At 72.2% G+C, this 24956-nt stretch carries 17 protein-coding genes, 6 tRNA genes and 1 riboswitch; of the genes, 9 read left to right on the top strand and 14 right to left on the bottom strand.

The genetic code is table 11. The features are described from left to right. The first annotated feature begins 58 nt into the window (after positions 1-58). Positions 59-943, top strand: a complete 885-nt coding sequence (locus tag ACGFRB_RS21220; RefSeq protein ID WP_393244905.1) for a hypothetical protein — start codon at positions 59-61, stop codon at positions 941-943. Between the two features lie 139 nt (positions 944-1082). Here the strand turns inward: ACGFRB_RS21220 and ACGFRB_RS21215 are convergent, their stop codons facing one another. The 7 genes from ACGFRB_RS21215 to ACGFRB_RS21185 form a co-directional block, all read right to left on the bottom strand. Then, positions 1083-2027: an aldo/keto reductase gene (locus ACGFRB_RS21215; RefSeq protein ID WP_393244903.1), complete on the bottom strand. Its 945-nt coding sequence runs from the start codon at positions 2025-2027 to the stop codon at positions 1083-1085. 179 nt (positions 2028-2206) lie between these two features. Next, positions 2207-3445, bottom strand: a complete 1239-nt coding sequence (locus ACGFRB_RS21210; protein ID WP_393244901.1) for a M23 family metallopeptidase — start codon at positions 3443-3445, stop codon at positions 2207-2209. An 11-nt stretch (positions 3446-3456) separates the two neighbouring features. After that, a riboswitch (cyclic di-AMP (ydaO/yuaA leader) is annotated at positions 3457-3603 on the bottom strand. A gap of 201 nt (positions 3604-3804) precedes the next feature. After that, positions 3805-5193 carry a PP2C family protein-serine/threonine phosphatase gene (locus ACGFRB_RS21205; RefSeq protein WP_393244899.1) on the bottom strand — a complete coding sequence of 463 codons (1389 nt, stop codon included), beginning with the start codon at positions 5191-5193 and terminating at the stop codon, positions 3805-3807. 85 nt (positions 5194-5278) lie between these two features. Next, complete coding sequence (locus tag ACGFRB_RS21200; protein WP_393244897.1) at positions 5279-6649, bottom strand: MFS transporter; 1371 nt, start codon at positions 6647-6649, stop codon at positions 5279-5281. After that, a complete protein-coding gene (locus ACGFRB_RS21195; RefSeq protein ID WP_393244895.1) occupies positions 6646-7803 on the bottom strand; it encodes a PLP-dependent cysteine synthase family protein in 1158 nt (385 codons plus the stop codon). The genes ACGFRB_RS21200 and ACGFRB_RS21195 overlap by 4 nt, the downstream gene beginning before the upstream one ends. A 269-nt stretch (positions 7804-8072) precedes the next feature. Next, complete coding sequence (locus ACGFRB_RS21190; protein WP_393244893.1) at positions 8073-8489, bottom strand: hypothetical protein; 417 nt, start codon at positions 8487-8489, stop codon at positions 8073-8075. 239 nt (positions 8490-8728) lie between these two features. Next, positions 8729-8802, bottom strand: a tRNA-Met gene (locus ACGFRB_RS21185). A 258-nt stretch (positions 8803-9060) separates the two neighbouring features. Here ACGFRB_RS21185 and ACGFRB_RS21180 point away from each other — a divergent pair. After that, positions 9061-10143, top strand: coding sequence for a protein kinase family protein (locus ACGFRB_RS21180; RefSeq protein WP_393244891.1), 1083 nt, complete (start codon positions 9061-9063; stop codon positions 10141-10143). Positions 10144-10568: 425 nt separating this feature from the next. Here the strand turns inward: ACGFRB_RS21180 and ACGFRB_RS21175 are convergent. The 4 genes from ACGFRB_RS21175 to ACGFRB_RS21160 form a co-directional block, all read right to left on the bottom strand. Continuing rightward, positions 10569-10644 (bottom strand) — tRNA-Lys (locus tag ACGFRB_RS21175). Between the two features lie 325 nt (positions 10645-10969). Further along, the gene (locus ACGFRB_RS21170; protein WP_393244889.1) at positions 10970-13282 is read right to left on the bottom strand and encodes a FlgD immunoglobulin-like domain containing protein; all 2313 of its coding nucleotides are present in this window, start codon (positions 13280-13282) and stop codon (positions 10970-10972) included. A gap of 301 nt (positions 13283-13583) precedes the next feature. Next, entirely contained in the window at positions 13584-15884 is a 2301-nt protein-coding gene (locus tag ACGFRB_RS21165) for a DEAD/DEAH box helicase (RefSeq protein WP_393244887.1), read from the bottom strand. A 199-nt stretch (positions 15885-16083) separates the two neighbouring features. Beyond that, positions 16084-16734 carry a hypothetical protein gene (locus tag ACGFRB_RS21160; protein WP_393244886.1) on the bottom strand — a complete coding sequence of 217 codons (651 nt, stop codon included), beginning with the start codon at positions 16732-16734 and terminating at the stop codon, positions 16084-16086. 337 nt (positions 16735-17071) lie between these two features. On the opposite strand from ACGFRB_RS21160, the gene ACGFRB_RS21155 reads away from it, so the two are divergent. The 4 genes from ACGFRB_RS21155 to ACGFRB_RS21140 all read left to right on the top strand — a co-directional run bounded on the left by ACGFRB_RS21155 (position 17072) and on the right by ACGFRB_RS21140 (position 18055). Further along, positions 17072-17422, top strand: coding sequence for a metallopeptidase family protein (locus ACGFRB_RS21155; RefSeq protein WP_363003297.1), 351 nt, complete (start codon positions 17072-17074; stop codon positions 17420-17422). A gap of 353 nt (positions 17423-17775) precedes the next feature. Further along, a tRNA-Glu gene (locus tag ACGFRB_RS21150) sits at positions 17776-17848 on the top strand. A gap of 37 nt (positions 17849-17885) precedes the next feature. Continuing rightward, positions 17886-17959 (top strand) — tRNA-Asp (locus ACGFRB_RS21145). Positions 17960-17981: 22 nt separating this feature from the next. After that, positions 17982-18055 (top strand) — tRNA-Phe (locus ACGFRB_RS21140). 147 nt (positions 18056-18202) lie between these two features. On the opposite strand, the gene ACGFRB_RS21135 is transcribed toward ACGFRB_RS21140, so the two are convergent. Beyond that, positions 18203-19081 carry a cytochrome c biogenesis CcdA family protein gene (locus ACGFRB_RS21135; protein ID WP_393244884.1) on the bottom strand — a complete coding sequence of 293 codons (879 nt, stop codon included), beginning with the start codon at positions 19079-19081 and terminating at the stop codon, positions 18203-18205. Further along, positions 19078-19884, bottom strand: a complete 807-nt coding sequence (locus ACGFRB_RS21130; protein ID WP_393244882.1) for a DsbA family protein — start codon at positions 19882-19884, stop codon at positions 19078-19080. Before ACGFRB_RS21130 ends, ACGFRB_RS21135 begins: the two co-directional genes overlap by 4 nt. Here ACGFRB_RS21130 and ACGFRB_RS21125 point away from each other — a divergent pair. Next, complete coding sequence (locus tag ACGFRB_RS21125) at positions 19865-20005, top strand: hypothetical protein (protein ID WP_393244880.1); 141 nt, start codon at positions 19865-19867, stop codon at positions 20003-20005. The two genes, ACGFRB_RS21130 and ACGFRB_RS21125, sit on opposite strands and share 20 nt — an antisense overlap. Before the next feature lie 45 nt (positions 20006-20050). Here ACGFRB_RS21125 and ACGFRB_RS21120 read toward each other — a convergent pair whose 3' ends face one another. Then, a complete protein-coding gene (locus ACGFRB_RS21120) occupies positions 20051-20500 on the bottom strand; it encodes a hypothetical protein (protein ID WP_393244878.1) in 450 nt (149 codons plus the stop codon). Positions 20501-20607: 107 nt separating this feature from the next. Between ACGFRB_RS21120 and hrpA the strand changes: the two genes are divergently transcribed. Continuing rightward, the gene (gene hrpA, locus ACGFRB_RS21115) at positions 20608-24627 is read left to right on the top strand and encodes an ATP-dependent RNA helicase HrpA (RefSeq protein ID WP_393244876.1); all 4020 of its coding nucleotides are present in this window, start codon (positions 20608-20610) and stop codon (positions 24625-24627) included. Positions 24628-24779: 152 nt separating this feature from the next. Then, positions 24780-24853, top strand: a tRNA-Asp gene (locus ACGFRB_RS21110). Positions 24854-24956 lie beyond the last annotated feature (103 nt).

Below are 24956 nucleotides of genomic sequence, written 5' to 3'. Positions count from 1 at the left end.
GGGGGCCGTCTCAGGGGGAGGCGGGGAGTTCCGGCGCGGGGACGCGAGGGGGACTCCGGTGGCCGTGGGGAACGCGCAGGATCCGGTGGACGGCGGCGGGCCCGTCCGGTGGCGGCCCGGGAGCGGTCCGTACGGCGGGGGCCTGGCGCGGTTCGCCGGGGTGGGCGCGATCGTGCTGGGGCTGCTGCTCGGGGTGGTGTCCTTCGACAGCTTCGTCCACCGCATACCGAGCGCGGTGTCGTGGAACGCGGACTACCGGGCCGCCGAGCCGTGTCCCGTCACCGCCGGCGCGCGATCGGCCGCCGCCACCAACGACGCCGCCGACACCGCCGGGCCGGAAGGCTGTCTGCGGGCGGTCGCGTTCACGGTGGCCGGCATCGTGGTCGACCGGGTTCCCCGAAGCCGCCGCTACCAGGCATCGCTGAACAGTCCCGTCCTGCGGCCCACGGTGAGCTTCGCGGATCCGGGCCCTCTGCTGGAACGGCTGCGGCCGGGGGACCGGGTCGCCGGGACGCTCTGGCGCGGGAGGGTCGTGGCGCTCGCCACCGCCGAGGCCCGGCAGGCCACCCTCGACGAGCCGCGCGACGAGACCCGGACGAGTACGGGCATCGCCACCGGACTGGGCCTGCTCGCGATCCTGTCGCTGCGCTTCGGTCTGCGGTGGTTCCGCGCCCGCCCGGACCACCACCTTCCTCACCGCCCTCACCACGCCCACCCCTTCGACCACCGGCCGGCGGCCCTGGTGAGGACCGCCGTGCTCACGGGACTGGCCGTGTTCCTCGGCTGCCTCGCCCTGGGCGCCGTGGCGCAGGTGCTGGAGCTGTCGCGCTGGATCGTGCCCGCCCTCGCCGCACCGGCCACGCTGCTCCCGGTCCGGCCGGCGGGCCGGATCCGACGGGATCCGGGGCCCGGACCGGGCTCTCCCGTACCCACCGGCTGCTGAACGAGCCGAACGGGACGGCGGGACTGCGGGACCGGCCGGGGCGGGGCGGCAGGGCCCGGGCGGGCCATCGGCCCCGTACCGGAGCGGATTCAGCCCGCGTTCAGGCCCGGCCCCGCCCCCGGAACGGCTCGGACGCAGCTCAGGCGGACGCGGCCGTCAGCGTGCTCAGTTCCTCGTCCGTCAGCTTCAGTTCGGTGGACGCGAGAAGCGCCGGAAGCTGCTCGACCGTACGGGCCGAGGCGATCGGGGCGACCACGGTCGGCCGGGAGGCCAGCCAGGCCAGGGCCACGGAGGCGACCTCGGCGTCATGGGCCTCGGCGACCTTGTCGAGCGCGGTGAGCACCCGCTGTCCGCGTTCCGTCCCGAGCAGTTCGAGCGGCCGCTGGGAGCGGGCGCTGTCGACGGTGCGGCCCGGCCGGTACTTGCCGGTGAGGAAGCCCGACGCGAGCCCGAAGTACGGCACGGCCGCGAGTCCGGCGGCCTCGGCGGTGTCCTGGAGCGGTCCCTCGTAGGTGTCGCGGGAGACCAGGTTGTAGTGCGGCTGGAGGGCCACGTACCCGGTGAGGTTCTCCGCCTCGGCGAAGTCGAGGGAGGCGCGCAGCCGTTCCGCCGAGATGTTGGAGGCGGCGACGGCCCGGACCTTGCCCTCCTTCACCAGCGCGTCGAGGGCGGTGACGATGTCCTCGACCGGGACGGACTCGTCGTCGAAGTGCGTGTAGTAGAGGTCGATGTAGTCGGTGCCGAGACGGCGCAGGGACTGCTCGGCGGCGGCCTTGATCGTCTCCGGCCGGAGCCCCTTGTAGTCGGCGTGGGAACCGGCCTTGGTGGCGACGAGGATGTCGGAACGGTTGCCGCGCGAGGCCAGCCAGTGGCCGATGACGGTCTCGGACTCGCCGCCCTCGTGGCCCTCGACCCATTGCGAGTAGACGTCGGCGGTGTCGACGAAGTTGCCGCCCGCGGCGGCGTAGGCGTCGAGGACGGCGAAGGAGCCCTCCTCGTCGGCGGTCCAGCCGAAGACGTTGCCCCCGAGGGAGAGCGGGAAGACGTGCAGATCGGAAGTGCCCAGTCGGCGAAGGGAAGTCATGGGTCGATCTTCCCCCCGCGCGTCCGGGCCCGCTCCGTTTCCATGCCCGCCTCTTCGGCCCCTGTCACACCGACAGGGGCCGGGCGGCTCGGAAGGCGCACAGGGGCGTAGGCCGAAGAATCCCGAGGAATCCGGGCGGCCCGGGGAACCTCGGAGGGCCTCGGGGCGCCCCGGGGAGGTCAGACGGTCAGGCCCTTGGAGCGAAGCCAGGACGCCGGGTCCAGGCGGGAGCCGTCCCCGGTGTGGACCTCCAGGTGGAGGTGCGGGCCGGTCACGTTGCCGGTGGCGCCGACCCGGCCGATGGTCTCGCCGGTGCCGACGGACTGCCCGACGCCCGCGGTCATCGAGGACAGGTGGCAGTACCAGATCTCGGTGCCGTCCTCGAGTTCGAGGACGATGCGGTAGCCGTACGCGCCGGACCAGGCGGCCGACTTGACGGTGCCGCCGTGCACGGCCTTGACCGGCGTACCGGTGGGCGCGGCGAAGTCCAGACCGGTGTGATAGCCGGAGGACCACATCGAGCCGGGCACGCCGTAGGTGGAGGTCAGCACGTACGACGAGGTCGGCAGCGCGAAGCTGGCGGCGAGCTTGGCCAGGCGCTCGGCCTCCGCCTTCGCCGCGGCCTTCGCCTTGGCTTCCGCCTCGGCCTTCTTCTTAGCCTCGGCGGCGGCCTTCTCGGCGGCGTCGGCCTTGGCACCGGCTTCGGCGGCGGCCTTCTCCGCCGCCGCCGTCTCCGCCGCGGCCTTCTCGGCGGCGTCGGCGGCCGCGTGCTGCTGCTCGGCCTGCTGGAGGATGCGGGCGCGCAGTGCCTCGCCCGCGTCGGCCGCGGTCTGCGTCTGCGGCTGAGCACCGGCCTCGGCGCCGCCGGCGGGGGCGGCCTCGTCGGCAGGGGTGGTGTACGTGAGCGCGGTGAGCGGCTGGGTGTTGGCGTTGCCCGCGACGGCGGCGGAGTCGCCCTTCTTCGCGTCACCGTTCATCAGCCGTCCGACGCCCGGGAGTTCGGACACGTCGGGCAGCTTGACGTCCGGCAGGCCGACGTCCGGCAGGGCTATGGAGACCGGCGGCTTCTGCTGCGCGGAGGCCAGGCCGCCGGCGCCGACGGCGGCGATCACACCGACGCCGAGCACGGTGGAGGAGCGGGCAAAGTTGGAGCGCTTGGCGACGCGGTGCCGGCCGCCGGAACGGCTCTGGGCCCGCAGGGAGTCCTCGGTGGGGTTCCACTCCTCGGCCGTCCCGGTCACCCCGGCCGTGCTCTCGGTCCCGCCAGGACCGTCGTAGGCACCGTACGAGTTGTACGAGTCGTTCGGGTCGTACGCGCCATTCGGGTCGTACGCGTCGTTCAAGTCGTACGAATCATTCGGGTCGTACGGGCCATACGGGGAGAAGGGGGCTTGCGGAGTGGGGGGGTTGGACGCCACGGAGGCGCTCTCCTTTCCTTCCTTCTCGCCTACCGGGTTAGCTGACGGGTTCGGAGCAGGAAGGTCTCCTACGGGCGAGCCGCACGGGTGCGGCGGGGCCCGATTCACCCCATGTGGTGGTTCCCCGGTTCCCTGACGGGATTCGGCGCGTGCGCACGGTGCCGCCTCTTGCGACGGCTGGGACGACCGCGCTGCGTTATCGAACGTTAATAGACGCGGGTGAGGGATTCCAAGCCGTCCCCTGTGATCATTCATTGAAATGGGAGGGAATAGCCCAAGTTGAGGCCTCTTCAGAAAGGTTTCGACGAACACCTTGCATATGACGGTGCCTCAGTCGTTACCTGAGGGAGATCTCTCGACTACACCCTGTCATCACCCTGGTCGCCCTCGCCGCCCTCCGGTAGGCCGGTCCCGGGCAGACTGCCCGCCTCGCCCGCCCCGCGCACCCCATCCGCCCCATCCACCTCATTCGCCTCATGCGTCTCATGCGCCCTCGGGCCGTCCGCCGGCACCACCGGCATCGTCCGCCGCCGCTCCGGCTCCCCCACCCCGGGCCGGGCCACCGCGAGCAGCGCCATGTCGTCCGTCGTCCCGCCGCCCGTGTGCCGGCGCACGTCCGCCACCAGGGCGTCGAGGAGTTCCTCCGGCCCCGGGAAGATCCGTCCCGCGAGCCGCTTCGCCGGATCGTAGAAGACCCCGTGCGCGTCCCGCGCCTCCGACAGCCCGTCCGTGTAGAACAGCAGCGTCGCGCCCGGCGGATACGGCGTCTCGTCGGCCCGGTCCGGCCACGCGGCCACGTCCCCCAGCCCCAGTGGCAGCGCCGGCACGCTCGGCCGGAGCGGCAGCAGCGCCCCGTCGGCGTACAGCAGCAGCGGCTCGGGATGCCCCCGGTTGATCACCCGGACGAACCCGGCGCATTCCCCGGGCCCGCGCGGCCTCGCCGGGTCCGCCGGAGCCCCGGGGAACTCCGCGAGGACGGCCGTCGTGAAGCCCTCGAACGCGTCGAGGTCGTCGCGCCGTTCGCCCTCCCGGGCCAGTGCCCGTTCGAGCCGCGCCGCGACCCCCGCCAGCGTCGCCTCCTGCTCGGCCGCCTCCCGGAACGCCCCGATGACGACCGCCACCGCCTCCACCGCGTCCATCCCCTTGCCCCGTACGTCGCCGACCACCACCCGTACCCCGTGCGGGGTGCCCTGGACCGCGAACAGGTCGCCGCCGATGAACGCGCCCGCCTGCGCCGCCTCGTACCGGGCCGCGATCCGCAGCCCGCGGATCCGCTCCTCCGGCTCGGGCAGCACCGCCCGCTGCGCCGCCTCCGCGACCACCCGGGCCGAGGCCAGCCGCTCGCCGCTGCGCTGGACCACCCGGCTGATCAGCACCGCGAGCGCGGAGACCGTGGCGACGGTGAGCGTCTCCGTGATCGAGACGACGTCGTTCGTCTCCTTGTGGAAGAAGAGCAGGCCCGTACTGGCCATGACGGCGGCGAGGCCGGTCAGCAGGGTGGTACGGGTCGAGAAGAACGGGGCGGCGATCAGCGGCGCCGCGGGAAGGAGCGGCGCCGCCGTGTACATGGGCGGGGTCAGCAGGTCATATGCCACCCCGCCCGCGATCACCAGCGCCGGGAGCGCCCGCAGAAAACGCCGGACACCGCGGTACGGACCGTCGTACGAGCCGGGGTCGCCGCCGTTCCCCCGGCGCCGGCCCTCGCCCCGGTCCCGGCTTCGCCCGCGCCGCACCGCCGCTCGCGCCACCTGTGCTCCTCGTCCTCCCTGGCTCCCGGGGCTCCCCGCGCTCCTCGTGCTCCTCGTGCTCCTCGTGCTCCTCCCCAGGGTGCGGTCAGGCGGTGGCGTCCGGCGACTCCTCTTCCGCCGTACGGCGTACCGCCGGATCCGGGCCCGCGGCCGGGTCCGTGACCGCCTCCGCGTCCCTGACCTCGTCGGCGTCCGCCCCTGCCTCCACCTCCGTGGCGGCGGTCGCGGTGGTCGCGGTGGTCGCGGCGGTCAACCGTCCGCCGCGCGCGAGCGCCGCCATCGCCGCCGCGCACCCGAGGCCGACCGCGCACAGCACCAGCCAGGGCGCCGCCGACCAGCCGGTCGTGTCAAGGAGGACACCCGTCCCCAGATTCCCCAGGGTGATACCGATCCCGCAGACGGTGTTGTAGAGCCCGTAGTGGGTGGCCACCCAGCGGCCCCTGGACAGCGCGACGACGGTGTCCATCTCGTACGGGTAGAGCACGGCGTTCGCCACCGCCAGCACCGCCGCGCACAGCAGCAGCCCCACCAGGGCCCGGCCCAGCGCCGCCGGAAGGAGGAAGGCCGCCCCCATGAGGGCGAGCCCGAGCACCAGACACCGCTCGCGGGTCAGCCGCGCCGCGCACCAGGCGGTGATCCGCAGCTGCCCGGCCAGCGCCACCAGCGCCGACACCACGAACAGCGCGGTCATCGCCGCCGTCCCCCCGGCGGCGAGCGGCAGCGCCAGGTAGACCTGGAACGACAGGACGTACGAACCGGTCATGGCCAGCGAGAACAGCCAGAACGTACGGTTCGTGAGCACCGTACGGAACTGCCCCCGCGCCCCGCCGTCCCCGTCCGCCGGGGTCGCCGCCGCCTTGTGCCGTACGGGCAGATGCCGCAGCTGTACGACGGTCAGCCCGGCGAACAGGACCGCCGCCACCACGCACGTCAGCCGGAACGACACCCCGGTGAGCGCCACCCCCACCAGCGGCCCGAGCAGGATGCCCGCCTGGTAGTACGTGTTGAACAGCGCGAACGCCGCCACCCGCCGCTCCCCCGCCTCGGCCGCGAGATACGCCCGCACCGCCGGGTTGAACAGCGCGCCCGCCAGGCCCGTCGCGAGCGAGGCGGCGATCAGCGCCGGCAGCGACTGCGCGAAGGCGAGCGCGCCGAAGCCGGCCGTCCGCAGCGCGCACCCGGCGACGATCAGCGGTTTGAAGCCGAGCCGGTCGGCGAGCGCGCCGCCGGCCAGGAACATGCCCTGCTGGGAGAGGTTGCGCGCGCCGAGCACCAGGCCGACCGCCCAGGCCGCCATCCCGAGGCCGTCGGCGAGATGGGCGGCCAGGTACGGCATCAGCATGTAGAAGCCGAGATTGATGGTGAGCTGGTTGAGGAAGAGCAGCCGCACGGCCGGATCGAAGGTGCGGCTCTGCTTCCAGATCCCGCCCCGGGACGGGGCCGCCGCCGTGGTCATCGGGTCCGCTCCGTCCCGGGGCGCTCGGCGGCGCCCGGCCGCCGGACGGCGGCCGGATCCAAAACCCGCTCCTGGGCCCGCGCCCTGTCCTGGACCAGCGCCCGGTCGAGGTCCCGGCCCGGGGCCCGGCCCGGATCCCGGTCCAGGACCCGGCGGGTCCAGCCGTCGACCCGTACATCCTCGACATATGCCATCGGTTCGTCGCGTACCGGACCGTCGAGCAGCCCGTGCAGGGCGCAGTACTCGTCGTTGAAGACCGTGTCGAAGTAGCGCTGCGGTCCGTCCGGGAAGACGGCGGCGATCCGGGTGCCGCGCGGCCGGGTGCGGGCCAGCCAGCCCGCGACCAGCGCGACCGCGCCCACGCTCCAGCCGCCCGTCGCGAACTGCCGGGCCGCGAGCCGCCGCGCGGAGCGTACCGCCTCGGCCGGTGCGATCCAGTGGACCTCGTCGAAGGCGGGGTGGTCGACGTTGGCCGGGTGGATGGAGGAACCGAGGCCGCGCATCAGGCGCTCGCCGGCCGGGAGGCCGAAGACGGTGGAGTCGATGGAGTCGACGCCGACGAGTTCGAGGGCCGGGCTGGAACCGGCGCGCAGCGCGCGGGCGATCCCGGCCGAGTGGCCGCCGGTGCCGACCGCGCAGACCAGCACGTCGATCCGGTCGAGCTGCTCGGACAGTTCGGCGGCGAGTCCGGCGTACGCGCGCGGGTTGTCGGGGTTCCCGTACTGGTCGGGCCACCAGGCACCGGGCAGGGCGCGCAGCAGTTCGGCGACCTTGTCCCGGCGGGCCTGCTGCCAGCCGCCGGACGGACCGGGCTCGGCCACGACATGGACCCGCGCGCCGTGGGCGGTGAGCATCCGCTCGACGATCGGTTCGAGGCCCGGGTCGGTGACGACATGGACCGGGTGGCCGTGCAGGACTCCGGCGAGCGCGAGACCGAGGCCCAGGGTGCCGGAGGTCGACTCGACGATCGGGGCGCCGGGCCGCAACTCCCCGCGGCGGCGGGCCTGCTCGACCATGTGGAGGGCGGCCCGGTCCTTGATGCCGCCGAAGTTGAAGCCTTCGAGCTTGGCCCAGTAGCCGTCGTCCATCCAGAGGACGGGAGTGCGGCCGACGGTCTGCTCGGTGACGGAGAGAAGCGTGGCGGGGTGCGTCATGGGGTCTGCGTCCCTTGGGTGCGTGAGGGGATGCGCGGGCGCGGGCATATGCCAAGACGGAGGCACCCGCGAGGCATATGCGGGCACGGATGCCGACGCGTACGCGGGCACGCATGCCGCTACCGATGCCTGTGCCTGTGCCTGTGCCTGTGCCTGTGCCTGTGCCGTAGGCGTACGAGGGCGCGCCTGCGCGCGGAAGAGGGCCGGGAAGGGCGTACGCGGGCGCGTGGAGGCGAAGGCGCCGGGCGCGAGGGCGTACGCGAGTCGGCTCAGTTCCGGTTCACGCCCAGAGCGATGAGCAGTCTGCGGGACTCGGGACCGGGTCCGGCCCGGCCATGGACGCGGCGCGTGTGCGGGGATTCGGGGAAGACCTCGTCGTACGGAACGAGGACGGCGCCGCCGAAGTCCGGCGCCGACAGCTGCGAACCACCGGACTGCGCGGGCAGATGGGCGTCGAAGGAGCCCTTTTCCCCCGGCATCTCGCAGCCGTGCGAGGAGGCGGGCGCGGAGACGCTCTCCCCGGCGAGACCGTTCAGGGCCAGTGCGTGCCCGTGGGCTCCATGACAGACCCCGGCGACGAGCGCGAGCAGCGCGAACAGCAACAGCACGGCGGGCACGCGCCGCCCCGCCCGTACCGCCGCCCGCGCCACCGCGCGCACGCCGCCGACTCTCTCGCGATCACTCATGGTGTGCGCGACGTTACGGGGAGCGCACGGGTGACGCAAAGGAGCAAACAAGTTTTGGCCACGGCGCATCCGGGGCGGGAGCGGGGCGCGCGGGCGCGACATACACGCCGGACAGGACGCGACCCGAACCGCTCCGCCCCGCCCGGACTCGACCGGGCCGGCCCGGACACCCTTTTCGTGATCCCGAACATGACGAAGGCCCGGATCGTAAGAAACGATCCGGGCCTTCGGCTACTGAGTAGCGGGGACAGGATTTGAACCTGCGACCTCTGGGTTATGAGCCCAGCGAGCTACCGAGCTGCTCCACCCCGCGTCGGTAAACACAACCCTACGGCATGACCGGCCCGGACACGAAATCCGTATCCGGGGAGCCGGGGGACGCGTCGGCGACGGCGCGTGGGGGCGGTGATCCGGACGGTCCGGCTGGGGGGGCGACCTCGACGGCGAACACGCCCCGGACCCGGCTTCGGCCGCTGTCCGGTCGTTCATGAGAGTGGCTGACCTTGTCGACGTAAGGTCGGTGCCGACATCGGATTGCCGAAGCCCTGGTTCGGGCACCGAGGAGCCGTCGATGCTGGACCAGGGTTCACAGCGCGCCGCGCGCCTGGCCGGGTACGAGACCGTGAGCACTCGGCTCTCCTTGCTGAGCGATCACCGGCTCGGGGAGGTCGTGGCAGCCGCCACTCCGCTCGGGTCGGGCATCGGCGGCAGGTCGGCAGAGCTGGAAGTCGACGGAACGCGCGTCTTCGTCAAGCGGATCCCTTTGACGGACCTCGAATTGCGCCCGGAAAATGTGCGGTCGACAGCGAACGTCTTCGAGCTGCCGATGTTCTACCAGTACGGGGTGGGCTCGACCGGGTTCGGTGCCTGGCGGGAGCTTGCCGTGCACACCATGACCACGAACTGGGTTCTCGGCGACGAGTACGCGGGATTCCCCTTGATGTATCACTGGCGGGTTCTTCCTGACGCCCCTCCCGAAGGGTTCACCGACGTATTCGGGGGCCTGGAGGGGGCAGTCGCCCACTGGGAGGGATCACCCGCCGTTCGTGACCGGCTGGAGGCCATCGGCCGGTCCTCGTGCAGCCTGGTGGTCTTCCTCGAGCACATACCGCACACACTCGCCCGGTGGCTGGCCGACCACCGCGAATCCGCCGTGCCGGAAGGCGGGGACGGCTCGCCCCTCCGCCGGGTGGAGGAAGCTCTGATGGAAGGAGCCGACTTCATGAGTTCTCGCGGACTCGTCCACTTCGATGCTCACTTCGACAACGTCCTGACAGATGGCTGCCGGCTCTACTTCGCCGACTTCGGGCTTGCCTTGAGCTCCCGCTTCGACCTGACGGCGGACGAGTCCGGCTTCCTCACCAACCACCTGGCCTACGACCGCCTCTACACGGCGAACCACCTGCTCCAGTACCACGTGCTCGACAGGGTGCGCGGTGACACGGAACACGAAATCTTCCTGCGCGACTGGATCGCGGACCGGCGACCTGGCGACATCCCGCCCGAGATCACGGCCCTCCTCGACCGGCACGCACGCCCTGCCGTCGTCTTGGACTCCTTCTTCCGCCGCCTGATCACCAAGAGCAAGCAGACGCCGTTCCCGGCCGAGGAGATCGAGCGGCAGTGGGAAGCCGGCACCACCACCCCGGGCTGATCCACGTCCTCGCCCCGGTTGCCGGGGCGCGCTCTCCCCGTCGGTCTCCTCCGGCGAGAGCGCCCCGATCGCCGACCGATCCCCGGCGGCGGCCCATCGGCTCGTCAACCGGGCTCGCCGCCGGGAACACGGACGGAACGCGGGCAGGACACTGGTCCGGCCGAGTACGTCACTTCCGCCCGGCACGCGGCGCGCGAGGAGGGTCACGTCATGGCGAGAAGACGCCATTGACCGCGCCACCGTTTCCTTGAATCCCGATCACCCCGGGCCGCTGCGGCCGGCCCTGGGCCACCTCGGGCACGCTCCGGGCACGCTTCGGGCACGCAAACGCCCCGAAAGGCCGTCAGACGCACTGCGGCCCGACCGGAAAACTCCGATCGGGCCGCAGAACACGCAGGTCACAACGTCGGTAACAAGTCTCCGACTGGTAGGCCGTGTGGGACTCGAACCCACAACCAATGGATTAAAAGTCCACTGCTCTGCCAATTGAGCTAACGGCCCCTGGACCGGCGCGCCCATGCAGCATAGCCCGTGACCCTCCCCAAACCGATCGGGTATCGGCCCCGGCATCGCCATGGGCGTGCCGGGTCCGATACCCGGGTCGGCTTCGCGCGGCGGGCCGCGCCGACGGCGACGGACTCCGCCGCGTTCACGCCCCGTTCGGACGGGAGCGGTCCGGCCCGCGCCTTGTTCGGACGGGAACGGTCACACCCGAACGGGACCCGCCACAGCACGGGCCCCACCGAGCCACAGACCCCATCAGACCGCACGCCCCCGCCGAGCCACTGACCCCGCCGAGCCGCGAGCGCCCACCGAACCCCAGCCCCTAGCCGACCCGCAGCTCCCCGTGCTGCTCCAGGTCCGCGCCGGAGCCGTCCGCCGCCTTGGCCGTCAGCGTCCACGCGTAGGAACCGGCGGCGGCCTGCTGCCCCGTGCCGTCCTTGCCGTCCCAGGCGGCGGCGAGCATGCCGCGCGCCTCGCCCCCGGTCAGGGTGCGGACCGGCTGCCCGGTCGACTTGTCCGTGACGGTCAGCGTCCAGGAGGCGGCGGGCTTGGAGAGCCACCAGCGCGGCTGCCAGGAGACCGTGTCACCGGACACGGTCGCCGAGGCCGGCACGTCGGCGTCGACGCGGGCGAGCGGGGAGGCGGGGACCCCGAGGTCGGCGACGGTCAGGTCACCGTCGCGGTTCGACTCGTACGCCAGCCGGCCGGTGGCCGTGTCGACCGCCCACACTCCTTCCTCGAAGTTGAAGTTGCTCGGGTGGTACGTGCCCTTCTCGACCGGCTGGGCGCCGCGGATGTCCGTCACGACGAGGTCGTCGGAGGACTTGACCACGTAGCCGTCGCCGAGGACGGAGTAGAGACCGCTGTACGACCGGTTGGTGTCGGTGTCGAGGTCGTAGATCCCGGAGTACCAGTTGTTGCCGATCGAGCACTCCCAGCCGAGCCAGTGCGCGGTCACCCGGACGTTCTCGGGGGTGCCGCAGCCCGCCTTGACGGTGACCGTGCGCTTCACCGTGCCCGTGCGGGCGTCGTATCCGATGACGGCGCCCCCCGCGCCGGGGCTCCAGACGGTGTCGCCGTACAGATCGAGGTACTCGCTCTTGTAACCGTTCACGGGCGTGGCGAGCTGCTCGCCGGTGTCCAGGTCGATGACGGCCGTCCGCGTCCGCCCGGTGCTCTTGAGCTCACCGGCACCGAGCGCGTACCGGCCGGACACGTCGGCGACCCGGAAGGTGGTGAACTCGTCGCTGATCGGCCGGCCCTTCGAGGCGCCCTTGTCCACCACGATCGCGGGGCTCGGGTCGACCCCCCACGGCTGGTTGATCACCATCCGGCCGTCCCCGGCGGTGAACGGGGCGTCGCAGGAGCTGTCCGTGCAGTGGTCGAGCGCGAGGCCGAGGTCGCCCCGCGGCTCCGTCTCTCCGGCGGCCAGGGGGCCGCTCACCGACACGGTGCGCGAGCGCACGGCGTTCGTCTCGTCGGGCATGCGGTCGAGGGAGGCGATCCGCCCGTGGTCGAAGGAGAGGCTCCGGGCCTTGGAGTGGAGCGGGGTGACGTCCGTCAGGGCGGTCAGCGCCGTGCCGTCCGCCGTCGCGGAGATCCGGGTCACGGCGAGCCGGTCCGCCGTCGTGCCGCCGACCACGAGCAGCCCGCCGTCCGTGGTCCGCAGCGCGTTCTCGCGGCCGTACGCGAGGAGTTCGGTCTCCTCGCCGCCGGCCCGGGGGACGGAGACGACGCGGTACGGCGCGGAGCCGCCCTTCCCGGACACGCGGGCCACGATCAGCCGTTCGCCCACCACGCCGAGCAGCAGATCGCCCTCGTGGTAGGCCAGTTCGGCGCTCGCGGTCTCGCCGAGCGGGCCGGACGCGTCGGCGCCACCGGAGCCACCGGCCCCACCCGCCGCGTCCTTCGCGTCCTTCGCGTAGAAGTGGACCACGCCGTCCTTCGTCCACTCGGCGACCTCGGTCGCGGTGTGCGCGGTCCCGGCGCTCGGCGTGGTGCTGCCGGGGGCGATCGGCCGGACCTTCGCGGTCGCGAGGTCGATCCAGACCGGGCGGGTCACCCCGCCGGCCGTGTAACCGGCCAGAATCCCCTTGGTGTCACCGGTGACGGCCTTCGCGGCGGGCTCGGCCCCGTCCGGCCAGCCGGTCACCACCGTGTCCTCGACGGGTGCGGAGGAGCTCGCGGACCGGAGCAGATGCCAGACGAGCGGGGCGTCCTCGGCGCTCTGGGTGGTGGCGACGACCGTGGTGCCGAAGGCACCGACGTACCGGTAACCGCTCGGCAGCGGCACGGTCCGGGCGGTGTTCGCGGCCACGTTCAGCAGCCTCACCCAGCCACCGCCGGGAGCGTCGGCGTCGAGGGAGGCGATGTAGTCGGAGCCCGCGCCGTAGGTACCGTCGGCCTCCGGCCCCTCCGCGTCGTAGCTCAGCGGCTGCTCGGGCCCGGAGTACGGGGTCCAGAAGTGGCCGAGACCCTGCTCGTACCGCAGGAATCCGCTCTCGCCGGCGGCGACCGGGATCACCTGGCGCGGCTGGTCCGCGACGACCGCCGGGAACACGACATCGGCGTTTCCGGCAGCGGCCGCGAGCGGTGCGAACGAGCCGAGACCGGCGATCAGAGTCGCCGCGGCCACGGCCGCGATGGAATGACGGACAACAGCGTGATGAGGCATTCGGGTCCCTCCCCTGGGAAGCCAACAGGCATGCGGGGAGCACGGGCGCGACTCGCGCACCATCCCTCGGACCTGGCCTGACCTGGCCGTATCGTCCCCCCGGCAACCGAACGTAGCAGTGGGTCACGGACTCTCCCCACCGATTTTCGGGCCCCTCGGCAGAGTCGGGAACCGGACACGAAGAAGGCCCGTATCCGCACGGGGATGTGCGGATACGGGCCCTCTTGAGGCGTTACGGCCTTACGGCCTCACGACGTACGCGTCAGCCGTTGCGCTTCCAGCGCGGCTTGTCGTCGCGGCGGAAGCCACCACGCTCGCCGCCACGGTCGGCACCGCGGTCGTCACGACGGTCGCGGTTGAACGCCGGACGCTCGTCGCGGCGGTCGCGGTTGAACGGACGGTCGCTGCCACGGTGGCCGCCGGCCGGGCGGTCGTTGTCGCGGCGGAAGCCGCCACGGTCGCCACCACGGTCGTCGCGGCGCTCGAAGCCACCACGCTCGCCACCACGGTCACGGTTGAACGAGGGACGCTCGCCACCACGGTCGCGGTTGAACGCCGGACGGTCGTTGTCGCGGCGGTCGCGGTTGAACGACGGGCGGTCGTTGTCGCGGCGGTCGCGGTTGAAGGACGGGCGGTCGTTGTCGCGACGGAAGCCGCCACGGTCGCCACCACGGTCGTCACGGCGCTCGAAGCCACCACGCTCGCCACCACGGTCGTCACGACGGTCGCGGTTGAACGACGGACGCTCGTCACGGCGGTCACGGTTGAACGACGGACGGTCGTTGTCGCGACGGAAGCCGCCACGGTCGCCACCACGGTCGTTGTCGCGACGGAAACCACCGCGGTCGCCACCACGGTCGTTATCCCGGCGGAAGCCGCCACGGTCGCCACCACGGTCGTCACGGCGGTCGAAGTCGCGGCGCTCCTCGCGGTCGCGCTGCTGCGGCACCTCGGCCGCGGCGATCGCGGCCGCGACCTCGGCCTCGGCGGCCTCGGTCATCTCGGCGACCGCGGCCTCCGGGTCCTCACCGCGCTCACGGGCGGCGCGGGCGACCAGGCGGTCGGCCTCGTCGCGCAGCTCGACGGCGCGGCGCTGCAGCCGCTCCAGCTGCTTGGTCAGGTCGGCGACCTCGCGCTCGGCCTGCTTGGCCGAGTTGTTCGCGGAGTCGGCCTGGACCTCGGTCAGCGACCGGGCACCGGTGATCTCGGCGACCTCGGGGTCGAACGCGCCCGCACCGCCGACGATGTGACGCGAGGCGTCGACGCCCGCGTCCTCCATGAGGCGGAAGATCTGGCGGCGCTGGTGCGGCAGGGCCAGGGAGACGACGGTGCCGGAGCGGCCGGCCCGGGCGGTACGGCCCGAGCGGTGCAGGTAGTCCTTGTGGTCGCCGGCCGGGTCCACGTTCAGGACCAGGTCGATGCCGTCCACGTGGATACCGCGCGCGGCGACGTCGGTGGCGACGAGGACGTTGACGTAACCGTCCTTGAAGTCGGACAGGGTGCGGGTACGGGCGCCCTGGGTCATGCCGCCGTGCAGCGCGTCGGCCTTCACACCGGAGTCGCGCAGCTGCTCGGCGACGCGGTCGGCGCCCAGCTGGGTGCGGACGAAGATGATGGTGCGGCCCTTGCGGGCGGCGATGGCGGAGGTGACCGGCGCCTTGTCCTTCGGCTTCACGACGAGGACGTGGTGGGTCATCGTCGTGACGGCACCGGCGGACGGGTCGACCTCGTGGGTGACCGGGTCGACCAGGTAGCGCTTCACGAGGGAGTCGATCTCGTTCTCCAGCGTGGCGGAGAAGAGCAGCCGCTGACCGCCCACGGGGACCTGGTCGAGCAGCTCGGTGACCTCGGGCAGGAAGCCCAGGTCGGCCATCTGGTCGGCCTCGTCGAGGACGGCGATCTGGACCTGCTCCAGGGAGCAGGCGCCGCGGTTGATGATGTCGCGCAGACGGCCCGGGGTGGCGACGAGGATGTCGACGCCGCGCTCCAGGGCGTAGATCTGGTTGCCCATCGACGTACCGCCGCAGACGACCTTCATGCGCAGGCCGAGCACGTCGCCGTACGGCTGGAGAGCGTCCGCGACCTGCATCGCGAGCTCACGGGTCGGGGTGAGGATGACGCCGCGGGGCTTCTTCCGCTCGGTGCTGCCACCGGCCAGGGTGGTGAGCAGCGGGAGACCGAAGGAGAGGGTCTTGCCGGAGCCGGTACGGCCACGGCCCAGGATGTCCTTGCCGGCCAGGGCGTCCGGGATGGTCGCGGCCTGGATCGGGAAGGGGGTGGTCACACCGTTCTGGGCGAGCTTGCGCACGACGCCCTCGGGGAGACCCAGGTCACTGAAGGTGATCTGCGGGGTGTCGTCGCCCTCGGCCTCGTCGGCGTCGGTGTCGTCGGCCTCAAGGGCCTCGATGTCGGCGGCGTCGAGGATCTCGACGGCCTCGTCGACGACGGTGGTGGTGTCGGCTGCCTCGGCGGCAGCGGCGTCGTCGGCCTCGATGGCCTCGACGGCGTCGACGATCTCGTCGCCCTCAGGCAGGACGGCGTGGTCAGAACTGAAAATGGACATGCGAATTGCGAAACCTTCCGGAGTCTCGGCACGCGCCCGTCAACTCCGTGTTTCGCCTAGGACCGCCTCAATGCGGTCAGCCACGGCAAGGGAGAGTACGCGCCAGATCACGGCGCTCTTCGGTCGTGGCGCCGGGCAAATGGGATCAAACGATCTACCACCATACGCACTCTCCCCCACCCCTGGCAAATCGAGCCCCTCACGCCGGTCCGACGCGCACCCCCGGCCTCGCCCCGAACCTGGATCCGACCTGCGAAGACTCCTCCGGTTCCACGGCCACAGCGACTCCGTCGGCAACCCTCATCGCCCCCATGTGGGTATCGGTTCCGGTGGTCGGCTCCGGCGATTCGCTCACCGTCGGCTCGGGTGTCGGCTCCTGTGTGGGGGCGGGGGTCTGCGGGGCGGCGGTCGGCTGCGGCGACGGCGGCTGCGCGGGCGGGGTGGTCGCCCCGCCGCCGGGCACCCCAGGGCCGCTGCCGGGCTCCGGTCCGGCGGGGCCCGCCGGCGGCTGCTGCGGCCGGGGCACCCCGCTCGGCACGGTCTGCCCCTCGCCGCCGCCCGGCTTGGCCGACGCGGTCGCCGACCCGCTCGGTACGGGCTGGTCCCGGCCCTCGCCGTCCGGTCCCGGCCCGCCGCGCCCGGCCCGGTCGTACCCGCCCCCGCCGTGGGCCCCGGTCTGGCCGACACCGCCCCGCGTCCCGTCCCCCGCGTCCGGCTTCCCGGCGGACGGGCTGGACGCCGCCGGGCCCGTGCTCTCGTCGCCGACACTCATACAGCCGCTCAGACCCGCGCAGGCGGCGACCGCCAGCGCGGCGGCGGCCCATCGCACAGGGGTGGGCAATTGGCGCACGACGGCACCTCCAGGTCACTCGGACACACGGACACTCGCTCCCCCGCGGCGCGCGGCATACGCGAGCGGCATGCGACACGTCGGGCGCGAAGGGGACGCGGCTCTGGCGCGTCGCCCTGCCCAACTCCCCTGGCGCTCCGAGGACACGGATGGAAGGGACGACGGGGGACGCCGGGCGGTCCCCCGTACGGCGTACCGCCCGGCGCGCCGCACACGGAACGGCCGCCACCCCCCGTACGCGCGGGCGGACTCCCGTCCCGCGCCGTCCGCCCGCGCCGGCCGGCGGCCGGAGCCCCGCCCGCTCCCCTTCCGCCGGCCCGTCCCGGACAATGGCCGTGTGCTGGAGATGACACGCGAGACCTTCGAAGAGCTGGTGTCCGACGCCCTGGACACGATCCCGCCGGAGCTGACCCGGGTCATGGACAACGTGGCCGTCTTCGTCGAGGACGAACCGCCCGCCGACGATCCCGATCTCCTGGGGCTGTACGAGGGAACGCCGCTCACCGAGCGGGGCGAGTGGTACGCCGGGGTGCTGCCGGACCGGATCACGGTCTACATGGGGCCGACCCTGCGGTACTGCGCGTCCCCGGAGGAGGTGGTCCACGAGGTCGCCGTGACCGTCGTCCACGAGGTCGCCCACCACTTCGGCATCGACGACGAACGCCTCCACGCGCTGGGCTGGGGCTGACACCCGGACGGCCCACACCCGGCTTTCCCCCGGCTTTCCCCCGGCTTTCCCCCGGCTCCCCCCGACTTCCGGCCGGCCGACGCCCGGCTTCCGTCCGGCATATGACCGTCCGTGGGCCGCCCGGATGCCGTCGTGGGGCCGTCGTGGGGCCGTCCCGGGCGGTCATATGCCACCCCGGGGGCTGACCAGCGCCGGAGCCGGAACCCCTGCCGGGACAAGGGCGGAACGGGTCCGGCGCGCACCCCGCCCCCGACGCCCGTCCCCCTCCCGGGAAACCGTTTTGGCGATACCGCCTGCCATCCCATATGCTTCTCACGTCCCCGAGGCGCTGCAAAGCGCCCAGGCGGGCCTTAGCCCTCATCGTCTAGTGGCCCAGGACGCCGCCCTTTCAAGGCGGTAGCACGGGTTCGAATCCCGTTGGGGGCACGCACAACCTGTGCGAGACTTGTCTCGCACACCATATGGTCCTGTGGAGCAGTTGGTTAGCTCGCCACCCTGTCAAGGTGGAGGTCGCGGGTTCAAGTCCCGTCAGGATCGCTGAGATCGGAAACGATCTCGTGGCTGGGTAGCTCAGTTGGTACGAGCGATCGCCTGAAAAGCGATAGGTCGCCGGTTCGACCCCGGCCCCAGCCACAAGAGAAGGCCCCGTCCTCACGGACGGGGCCTTCGTCGTGTTCGAGCGTCCCTGGGCCCCAGGCCCCAGGCTCCGAAGGCGAACCCAGGGCCTGGCCAAGGATCCGAAGATCCGGAGATCCGCAGACAGGCCCTGGAGCGTTCGGCTCACCCCTCCTCCGCTTCGGCCCCTTCCCGGACCTCCCGCTCGCGGCCCACGCGCCCCTCGCGCCGCGAGCGGCGGCCGCGCCACGCGAACGTGCCCGCCACCACCGCGACGACGGAAACGAGCAGAGCCCAGTCCGGAACCGAACGGCCCCATGCGCCGACCCGCTGTTCCACGGCGAAGGAATCGTCGACCGACAGCAGCCCCGGCAGGGCGGTCGCCCCGTCGAAGACCAGGAACAGCGTGCCGAGGGCGATGAAGAACAGCCCCGAGAGCAGCGAGGTCGTGTGCAGCTCGATTCGGCCCAGCCGGAACGCGCGGCCCCGCAGCCAGCGCCGCCGCCCCAGGTCGTAGCGCTCCCAGAGCAGCGCGAGCAGGAACATCGGGACGGCCATGCCGAGCGCGTACGCCGCGAGCAGCAGCCCGCCGTAGACCGGATTGCCGCCGACCGCCGCCACCGTCAGGACGCTGCCGAGGATGGGGCCCGCGCAGAACCCGGCGAGGCCGTAGACCAGGCCGAGGGCGTAGACGGAGAAGGCCGTGGTCGGCCGGATCCGGCCGCTCGCCTCCGCGAGACGGCGCGAGGCGAAGCCCAGGCCGAGGATCTGGAGCACCCCGAGGCCCACGATCAGCCAGCCGCCGGCGGCCACCAGCAGATCCCGGTGACCGTAGAAGAGCCGCCCGGCAAAGGAGCCGGCGGCGCCGAGCGGGACGAGGGTGGTGGCCAGACCGGCGTAGAAGACACCGGTCCGGGCCACCAGCTTCGCGCGCGAGTCGATCGAGTACGCGAAGAACGCCGGCAGGAGCAGGGCGCTGCACGGGCTGAGCAGGGCGAGCAGTCCGCCCAGGAAGGCGGCGAAGTAGCCGATGCCGGAGGTCACCGCGCGTCCTTCGCGTCGCCGTCCTTCTCGCTCTGGTCGTCCTGCTTGGCGTCCCGCTGCTCGTCCGCCGGCTTCGTCTTCGTCTTCGGCCTCGGCCGCGTCTTCGCCGCCTCCGCCGCCGCGTCGATCGCCTGGGTGAAGGCCTCCATCGGCTGCGCGCCCGCGATCGGCCGGCCGTTGACGAGGAAGGACGGGGTGGAGGTGGCGCCGAGGGAGTAGCCCTGCTCCTGGTCCTTGCTCACCGCGTTCCGGGCCTCCTCGCCGTCCGTGTCCCGCGCGAAGCGGTCCAGGTCCGGCACGCCCGCCTCCTTCGCGAGGGTGGTCAGCCGCGCCTTGCCGAAGCCCTTCTCCTTGGCTCCGTCGGCATATGCCGCCTTGTGGAACTCCCAGAACCGGCCCTGCTGTCCGGCCGCCCAGGAGGCACGGGCCGCCGCCTCCGACTCCTCGCCGAAGATCGGGAAATTGCGCCACTCGATGCGCAGGGTGCCCGCGTCGACGTACTTCTTCACCAGCGCGGGCTCGGTGTCCCGGGCGAACTTGCCGCAGAAGCCGCACTTGAAGTCGGCGTACTCGATGAGGACGACGGGCGCGTCGGCCCTGCCGAGGGCGAGCTTGTCGGCCTTGTCCCGGCGGGCATATGCCTCAAGCTCGGGGTAGACACCGTCGGCCGGATCGGCGGACACCTCGGCGGGGGCGGAGGACGGGTGACCGGACGTGTCCGCGCCGGGGGAAGCGGGCTTGGTGCCGGCGTACGAGGCGAGGCCGAGCAGGACCGCGGCGAGCGTGACCCCACTGATGATCACGACCGGCTTCGACCGGGACGAGGACTTCGGCGAGGGCTTCGACGGAGGCGTGGACGAGGGCGGGGGCGTGGACGAGGGCGTGGACGAGGGCGTGGACGAGGACATGCGGAAGCACTCCTGAGGAGAGAGGAAGGAGAGAAGGAGACGGTGGGGTGTTCCCGGTTCTCTAGACCCTCAGGATCGACAGCTCCAATGGCGACGGCGCGGCGCGCTCCGGCGGGTCCGGTCCCGGTCCCGGGGCCGGTCCGTCCGCTCCCGCGGCCCATGACCCGTACACCGTCCGTTCCGCGGCCGACGGCGCGGACAGCAGCCCGCCGGGGCCGGGGGTACGCGGCGGCACGCCGGGGGTGACCGCTCCCTTGCCGGCGCCGTGTCCCCGGCCGCAGCCCGGCACACGGTCCTCCCCGTCCGGTACGTCGAAGACCGCGGCCTGCGGAGCCACGGCCCCGGACCCGGTCCCCATCGCGACGGCCGCCGTCTGCCGGTGGTGCGCCGCCCCGGCGGCCCCGGCGCCCCCGGCGGCCCCGGCGCCCCTCGCGGCCCCGCACAGCAGCAGCCCCAGCACCAGTCCCGCCAGCGCGGCGAACACCGCCGGCGCGCGCAGCGTGCGGGACATACGGATTCCTTTCGAACGGCGTGCCCGAAATATTACGCAGCGCACGCGCGCCGCCCCCGTAAATCGGTTCGCCGCTTCTTCGCGGCAGGTGCGATCCTGGGGTCCGTATGTCTACTTCCTTCGCCGCCCTCCAGTCCGTCCTGGCCGAGGTCTCGCTGCGGGACTCCCACCGGCTCGGCCGCCGTCTCGAAGGTGCCCGCCGCATCCGCAAGCCCGAGGCCCGCGCGGCCGTCCTGGACGAGATCGCCGTCGAGGCCGGCAAGGCCAGGGACCGCGTCGCCGCGCGCGCCGCGCGCGTGCCCGCCGTCTCCTATCCGGAAGCGCTCCCGGTCTCCCAGAAGAAGGACGAGATCCTGGAGGCGATACGCGACCACCAGGTCGTCATCGTCGCCGGTGAGACCGGTTCCGGTAAGACCACGCAGATCCCGAAGATCTGCGTCGAGCTGGGCCGCGGCGTGCGCGGCATGATCGGGCACACCCAGCCCCGCCGGATCGCGGCCCGTACGGTCGCGGAGCGGGTGGCGGAGGAGCTGCGGACGCCGCTCGGCGAGGCGGTCGGCTGGAAGGTGCGGTTCACCGACCAGGTGGACCCGGACGCGACCTTCATCAAGTTGATGACGGACGGCATCCTGCTCGCCGAGATCCAGACGGACCGCGAACTGCGCGCCTACGACACGATCATCATCGACGAGGCCCACGAACGGTCCCTCAACATCGACTTCCTGCTGGGCTATCTGGCCCAGCTGCTGCCGCGCCGGCCCGACCTCAAGGTCGTGATCACCTCCGCGACCATCGACCCGGAGCGGTTCTCCCGGCACTTCGGCGACGCGCCGATCGTCGAGGTCTCCGGCCGCACGTACCCGGTCGAGGTCCGCTACCGCCCCCTCCTGGAGGAGGACGGCGACGAGGCGGACCGGGACCAGATCACAGCGATCTGCGACGCGGTCGACGAGCTCCAGAAGGAGGGCCCGGGCGACATCCTGGTCTTCCTCTCCGGCGAGCGCGAGATCCGTGACACGGCGGACGCGCTGACGAAGAAGAAACCCCGCGGCGGAGCCGCTAATGGATGGGGTAACACGGAGATCCTGCCGCTGTACGCGCGGCTGTCGCACGCCGAGCAGCACCGCGTCTTCCAGGCGCACTCCGGCCGCCGGATCGTCCTCGCCACCAACGTGGCCGAGACCTCCCTGACCGTTCCCGGCATCAAGTACGTGATCGACCCGGGCACCGCCCGTATCTCGCGCTACTCGCACCGCACCAAGGTGCAGCGGCTGCCGATCGAGCCGGTCAGCCAGGCCAGCGCCAACCAGCGCAAGGGCCGCTGCGGCCGTACCTCGGACGGCATCTGCGTCCGGCTGTACTCGGAGGACGACTTCCTCACCCGTCCCGAGTTCACGGACGCGGAGATCCTCCGGACGAACCTGGCGTCCGTCATCCTCCAGATGACCGCGGCCGGACTCGGCGAGATCGAGAAGTTCCCGTTCATCGACCCGCCGGACCACCGCAACATCCGCGACGGCGTGCAGCTCCTCCAGGAGCTGGGGGCGCTGGACCCCACACAGAAGGATCCGAAGAAGCGGCTGACCGAGCAGGGCCGCAAGCTGTCGCAGCTCCCGGTCGACCCCCGGCTCGCCCGGATGGTGCTGGAGGCCGACAAGAACGGCTGTGTCCGCGAGGTCATGGTGATCGCTGCGGCCCTGTCCATCCAGGACCCGCGCGAGCGCCCGTCCGAGAAGCAGGCCCAGGCCGACCAGCAGCACGCCCGGTTCAAGGACGAGACCAGCGACTTCCTCGCCTTCCTCAACCTGTGGCGCTATGTCCGCGAGCAGCAGAAGGAGCGCGGTTCCAGCTCCTTCCGCCGGATGTGCAAGCAGGAGTACCTGAACTTCCTGCGGATCCGCGAGTGGCAGGACATCTACTCGCAGCTGCGCACGGTGGCGAAGCAGATGGGCATCCATCTCAACGAAGAGGACGCCCCCGAGCAGTCCGTCCACATCTCGCTGCTCTCCGGTCTCCTCAGCCACATCGGCCTCAAGGACGTCAAGGAAGGCGCCAAGAAGGACGCGGCGGCCGCGGCGAAGGACGGTGCCGGCTCGCGGCGGGAGAACAGCCGCAACGAGTACGTGGGTGCCCGCAACGCCAAGTTCGCGATCTTCCCGGGCTCCGCGCTCTTCCGTAAGCCCCCGCGCATGCTGATGTCCGCCGAGCTGGTGGAGACCTCCCGCCTGTGGGCGCGGGTCAACGCCCGGATCGAGCCCGAGTGGGTCGAGCCGCTGGCGCAGCACCTGGTGAAGAAGACGTACAGCGAGCCGCACTGGGAGAAGGACCAGGCGGCGGTCATGGCGTTCGAGAAGGTCACGCTCTACGGCGTGCCGATCGTCGCCGACCGCAAGGTGAACTACGGGCGGGTCGACCCGGAGGCCTCGCGCGAGCTGTTCATCCGCAACGCGCTCGTCGAGGGCGACTGGCGCACCCACCACAAGTTCTTCGCCGACAACCGCAAGCTGCTCACCGAGGTCGAGGAGCTGGAGCACCGGGCCCGGCGCCGGGACATCCTGGTCGACGACGAGACGCTGTTCGACTTCTACGACAAGCGGGTGCCCGAACACGTCGTGTCGGGCGCGCACTTCGACTCGTGGTGGAAGCACAAGCGCCACGAGGCGCCGGAGTTCCTCGACTTCGAGCGCGAGATGCTGATCAACGAGAAGGCGGGGGCCGTCACCAAGGACGACTACCCGGACTCGTGGCGGCAGGGACAGCTGAAGTTCCGGGTGACGTACCAGTTCGAGCCGGGCGCGGACGCCGACGGCGTGACCGTGCACATCCCGCTCCAGGTGCTCAACCAGGTGACGGACGAGGGCTTCGAGTGGCAGATCCCGGGTCTGCGCGAGGAGGTCGTGACGGAGCTGATCCGCTCCCTCCCCAAACCGATCCGCCGCAACTACGTCCCGGCGCCGAACTTCGCCGCCCGCTTCCTCGACGCGGTGGTGCCGGTGCAGGAGCCGCTGACGACGGCGCTGGCGCGCGAGCTCCAGCGGATGGTCGGCGTCCCCGTGACCCCCGACGACTTCGACTGGGCGAAGGTCCCCGAGCACCTCAAGGTCACCTTCCGGATCACCGACGAGCGGCGCCGCAAGCTCGCCGAGGACAAGGACCTGGAGACACTGCGGCTGCGGCTGCGCCCCAAGGCCCGCCAGGCGCTCTCCCAGGCCGCCAAGGCGGCGACGGCGGGCCCGGACGGCTCCGGGCCGTCCCTGGAGCGCACCGGGCTCACGGACTGGACGATCGGCACCCTGACGAAGGTCTTCGAGACCAAGCGGGCCGGCCAGCCGGTCAAGGCGTACCCGGCGCTGGTCGACGAGGGCGCGAGCGTGGCCGTACGGCTCTTCGACAGCGAGGAGGAGCAGGCGCTCGCGATGTGGCGGGGCACCCGGAAGCTGATCATGCTGAACATCCCGGTGAACCCGGCGAAGTTCGCCTCCGACCGGCTGTCCAACCAGCAAAAGCTCGCCCTGTCCGCGAATCCGCACGGCTCCGTCCAGGCGCTGTTCGACGACTGCGCGACCGCCGCCGCCGACAAGCTGATCGCGGACCATGGCGGCCCCGCCTGGGACGAGGAGTCCTTCCGGAAGCTGTACGACAAGGTCCGCGCCGATCTCGTCGAGCTGACGGTGCGTACGGTCGGGCAGGTCCAACAGGTCCTGGCGGCCTGGCAGGCCTGTGAGCGGCGGCTGAAGTCCGCCTCCAGCCCGGCGCTGCTCGCGAACCTCAAGGACGTGCGCGAGCAGCTGTCGTGGCTGATGCCCGCCGGCTTCGTCACCCGGACGGGGCTGGGGCGGCTGCCGGACCTCATGCGCTATCTGGTGGCGGCGGACCGGCGGCTCCAGCAGATGCCGACGGGCGTGCAGCGGGACACCACCCGGATGGAGAAGGTGCACGAGATGCTGGACGAGTACGCGTGGCTGCTCGAACAGCTCCCGAAGGGGCGGCCGGTGCCGTCCTCGGTGACGGACATCCGCTGGATGATCGAGGAGCTGCGGGTCAGCTACTTCGCCCACGCGCTGGGCACCGCGTACCCGGTGTCGGACAAGCGGATCGTGAAGGCGATCGACGCGGCCGTCCCGTAGATCCGCGTCGGCCGTCCGGTGGATCCACTGCCGTCATCCCGTGGATCCACTGCCGCCGGCCCGTGGACCGGCTCCGGTCCCGGGGCCGGTTCGACCGCACCCCCTGACCTGCTGTACAGTTTTCTTCGCAGCCACTCGCAAGAGTCTGCGAGGGTCCTGTGGAGCAGTTGGTTAGCTCGCCACCCTGTCAAGGTGGAGGTCGCGGGTTCAAGTCCCGTCAGGATCGCCGACAGAGAAGGGGGGGGGGGGGGGGGGGGGGGGGGGGGGGGGGGTTGGTGGGGGGGGGGGGGGGCGGGGGGGCGCGGGGGGGGGGGGGGGGGGCCGGCCGG

It is taken from the genome of Streptomyces sp. NPDC048718, from assembly GCF_043198875.1.
In the GTDB taxonomy this organism is placed as follows: domain Bacteria; phylum Actinomycetota; class Actinomycetes; order Streptomycetales; family Streptomycetaceae; genus Streptomyces.
The sequence above is the reverse complement of the archived record's forward strand: the minus strand, read 5'-3'. Positions and strand labels throughout refer to the sequence as shown.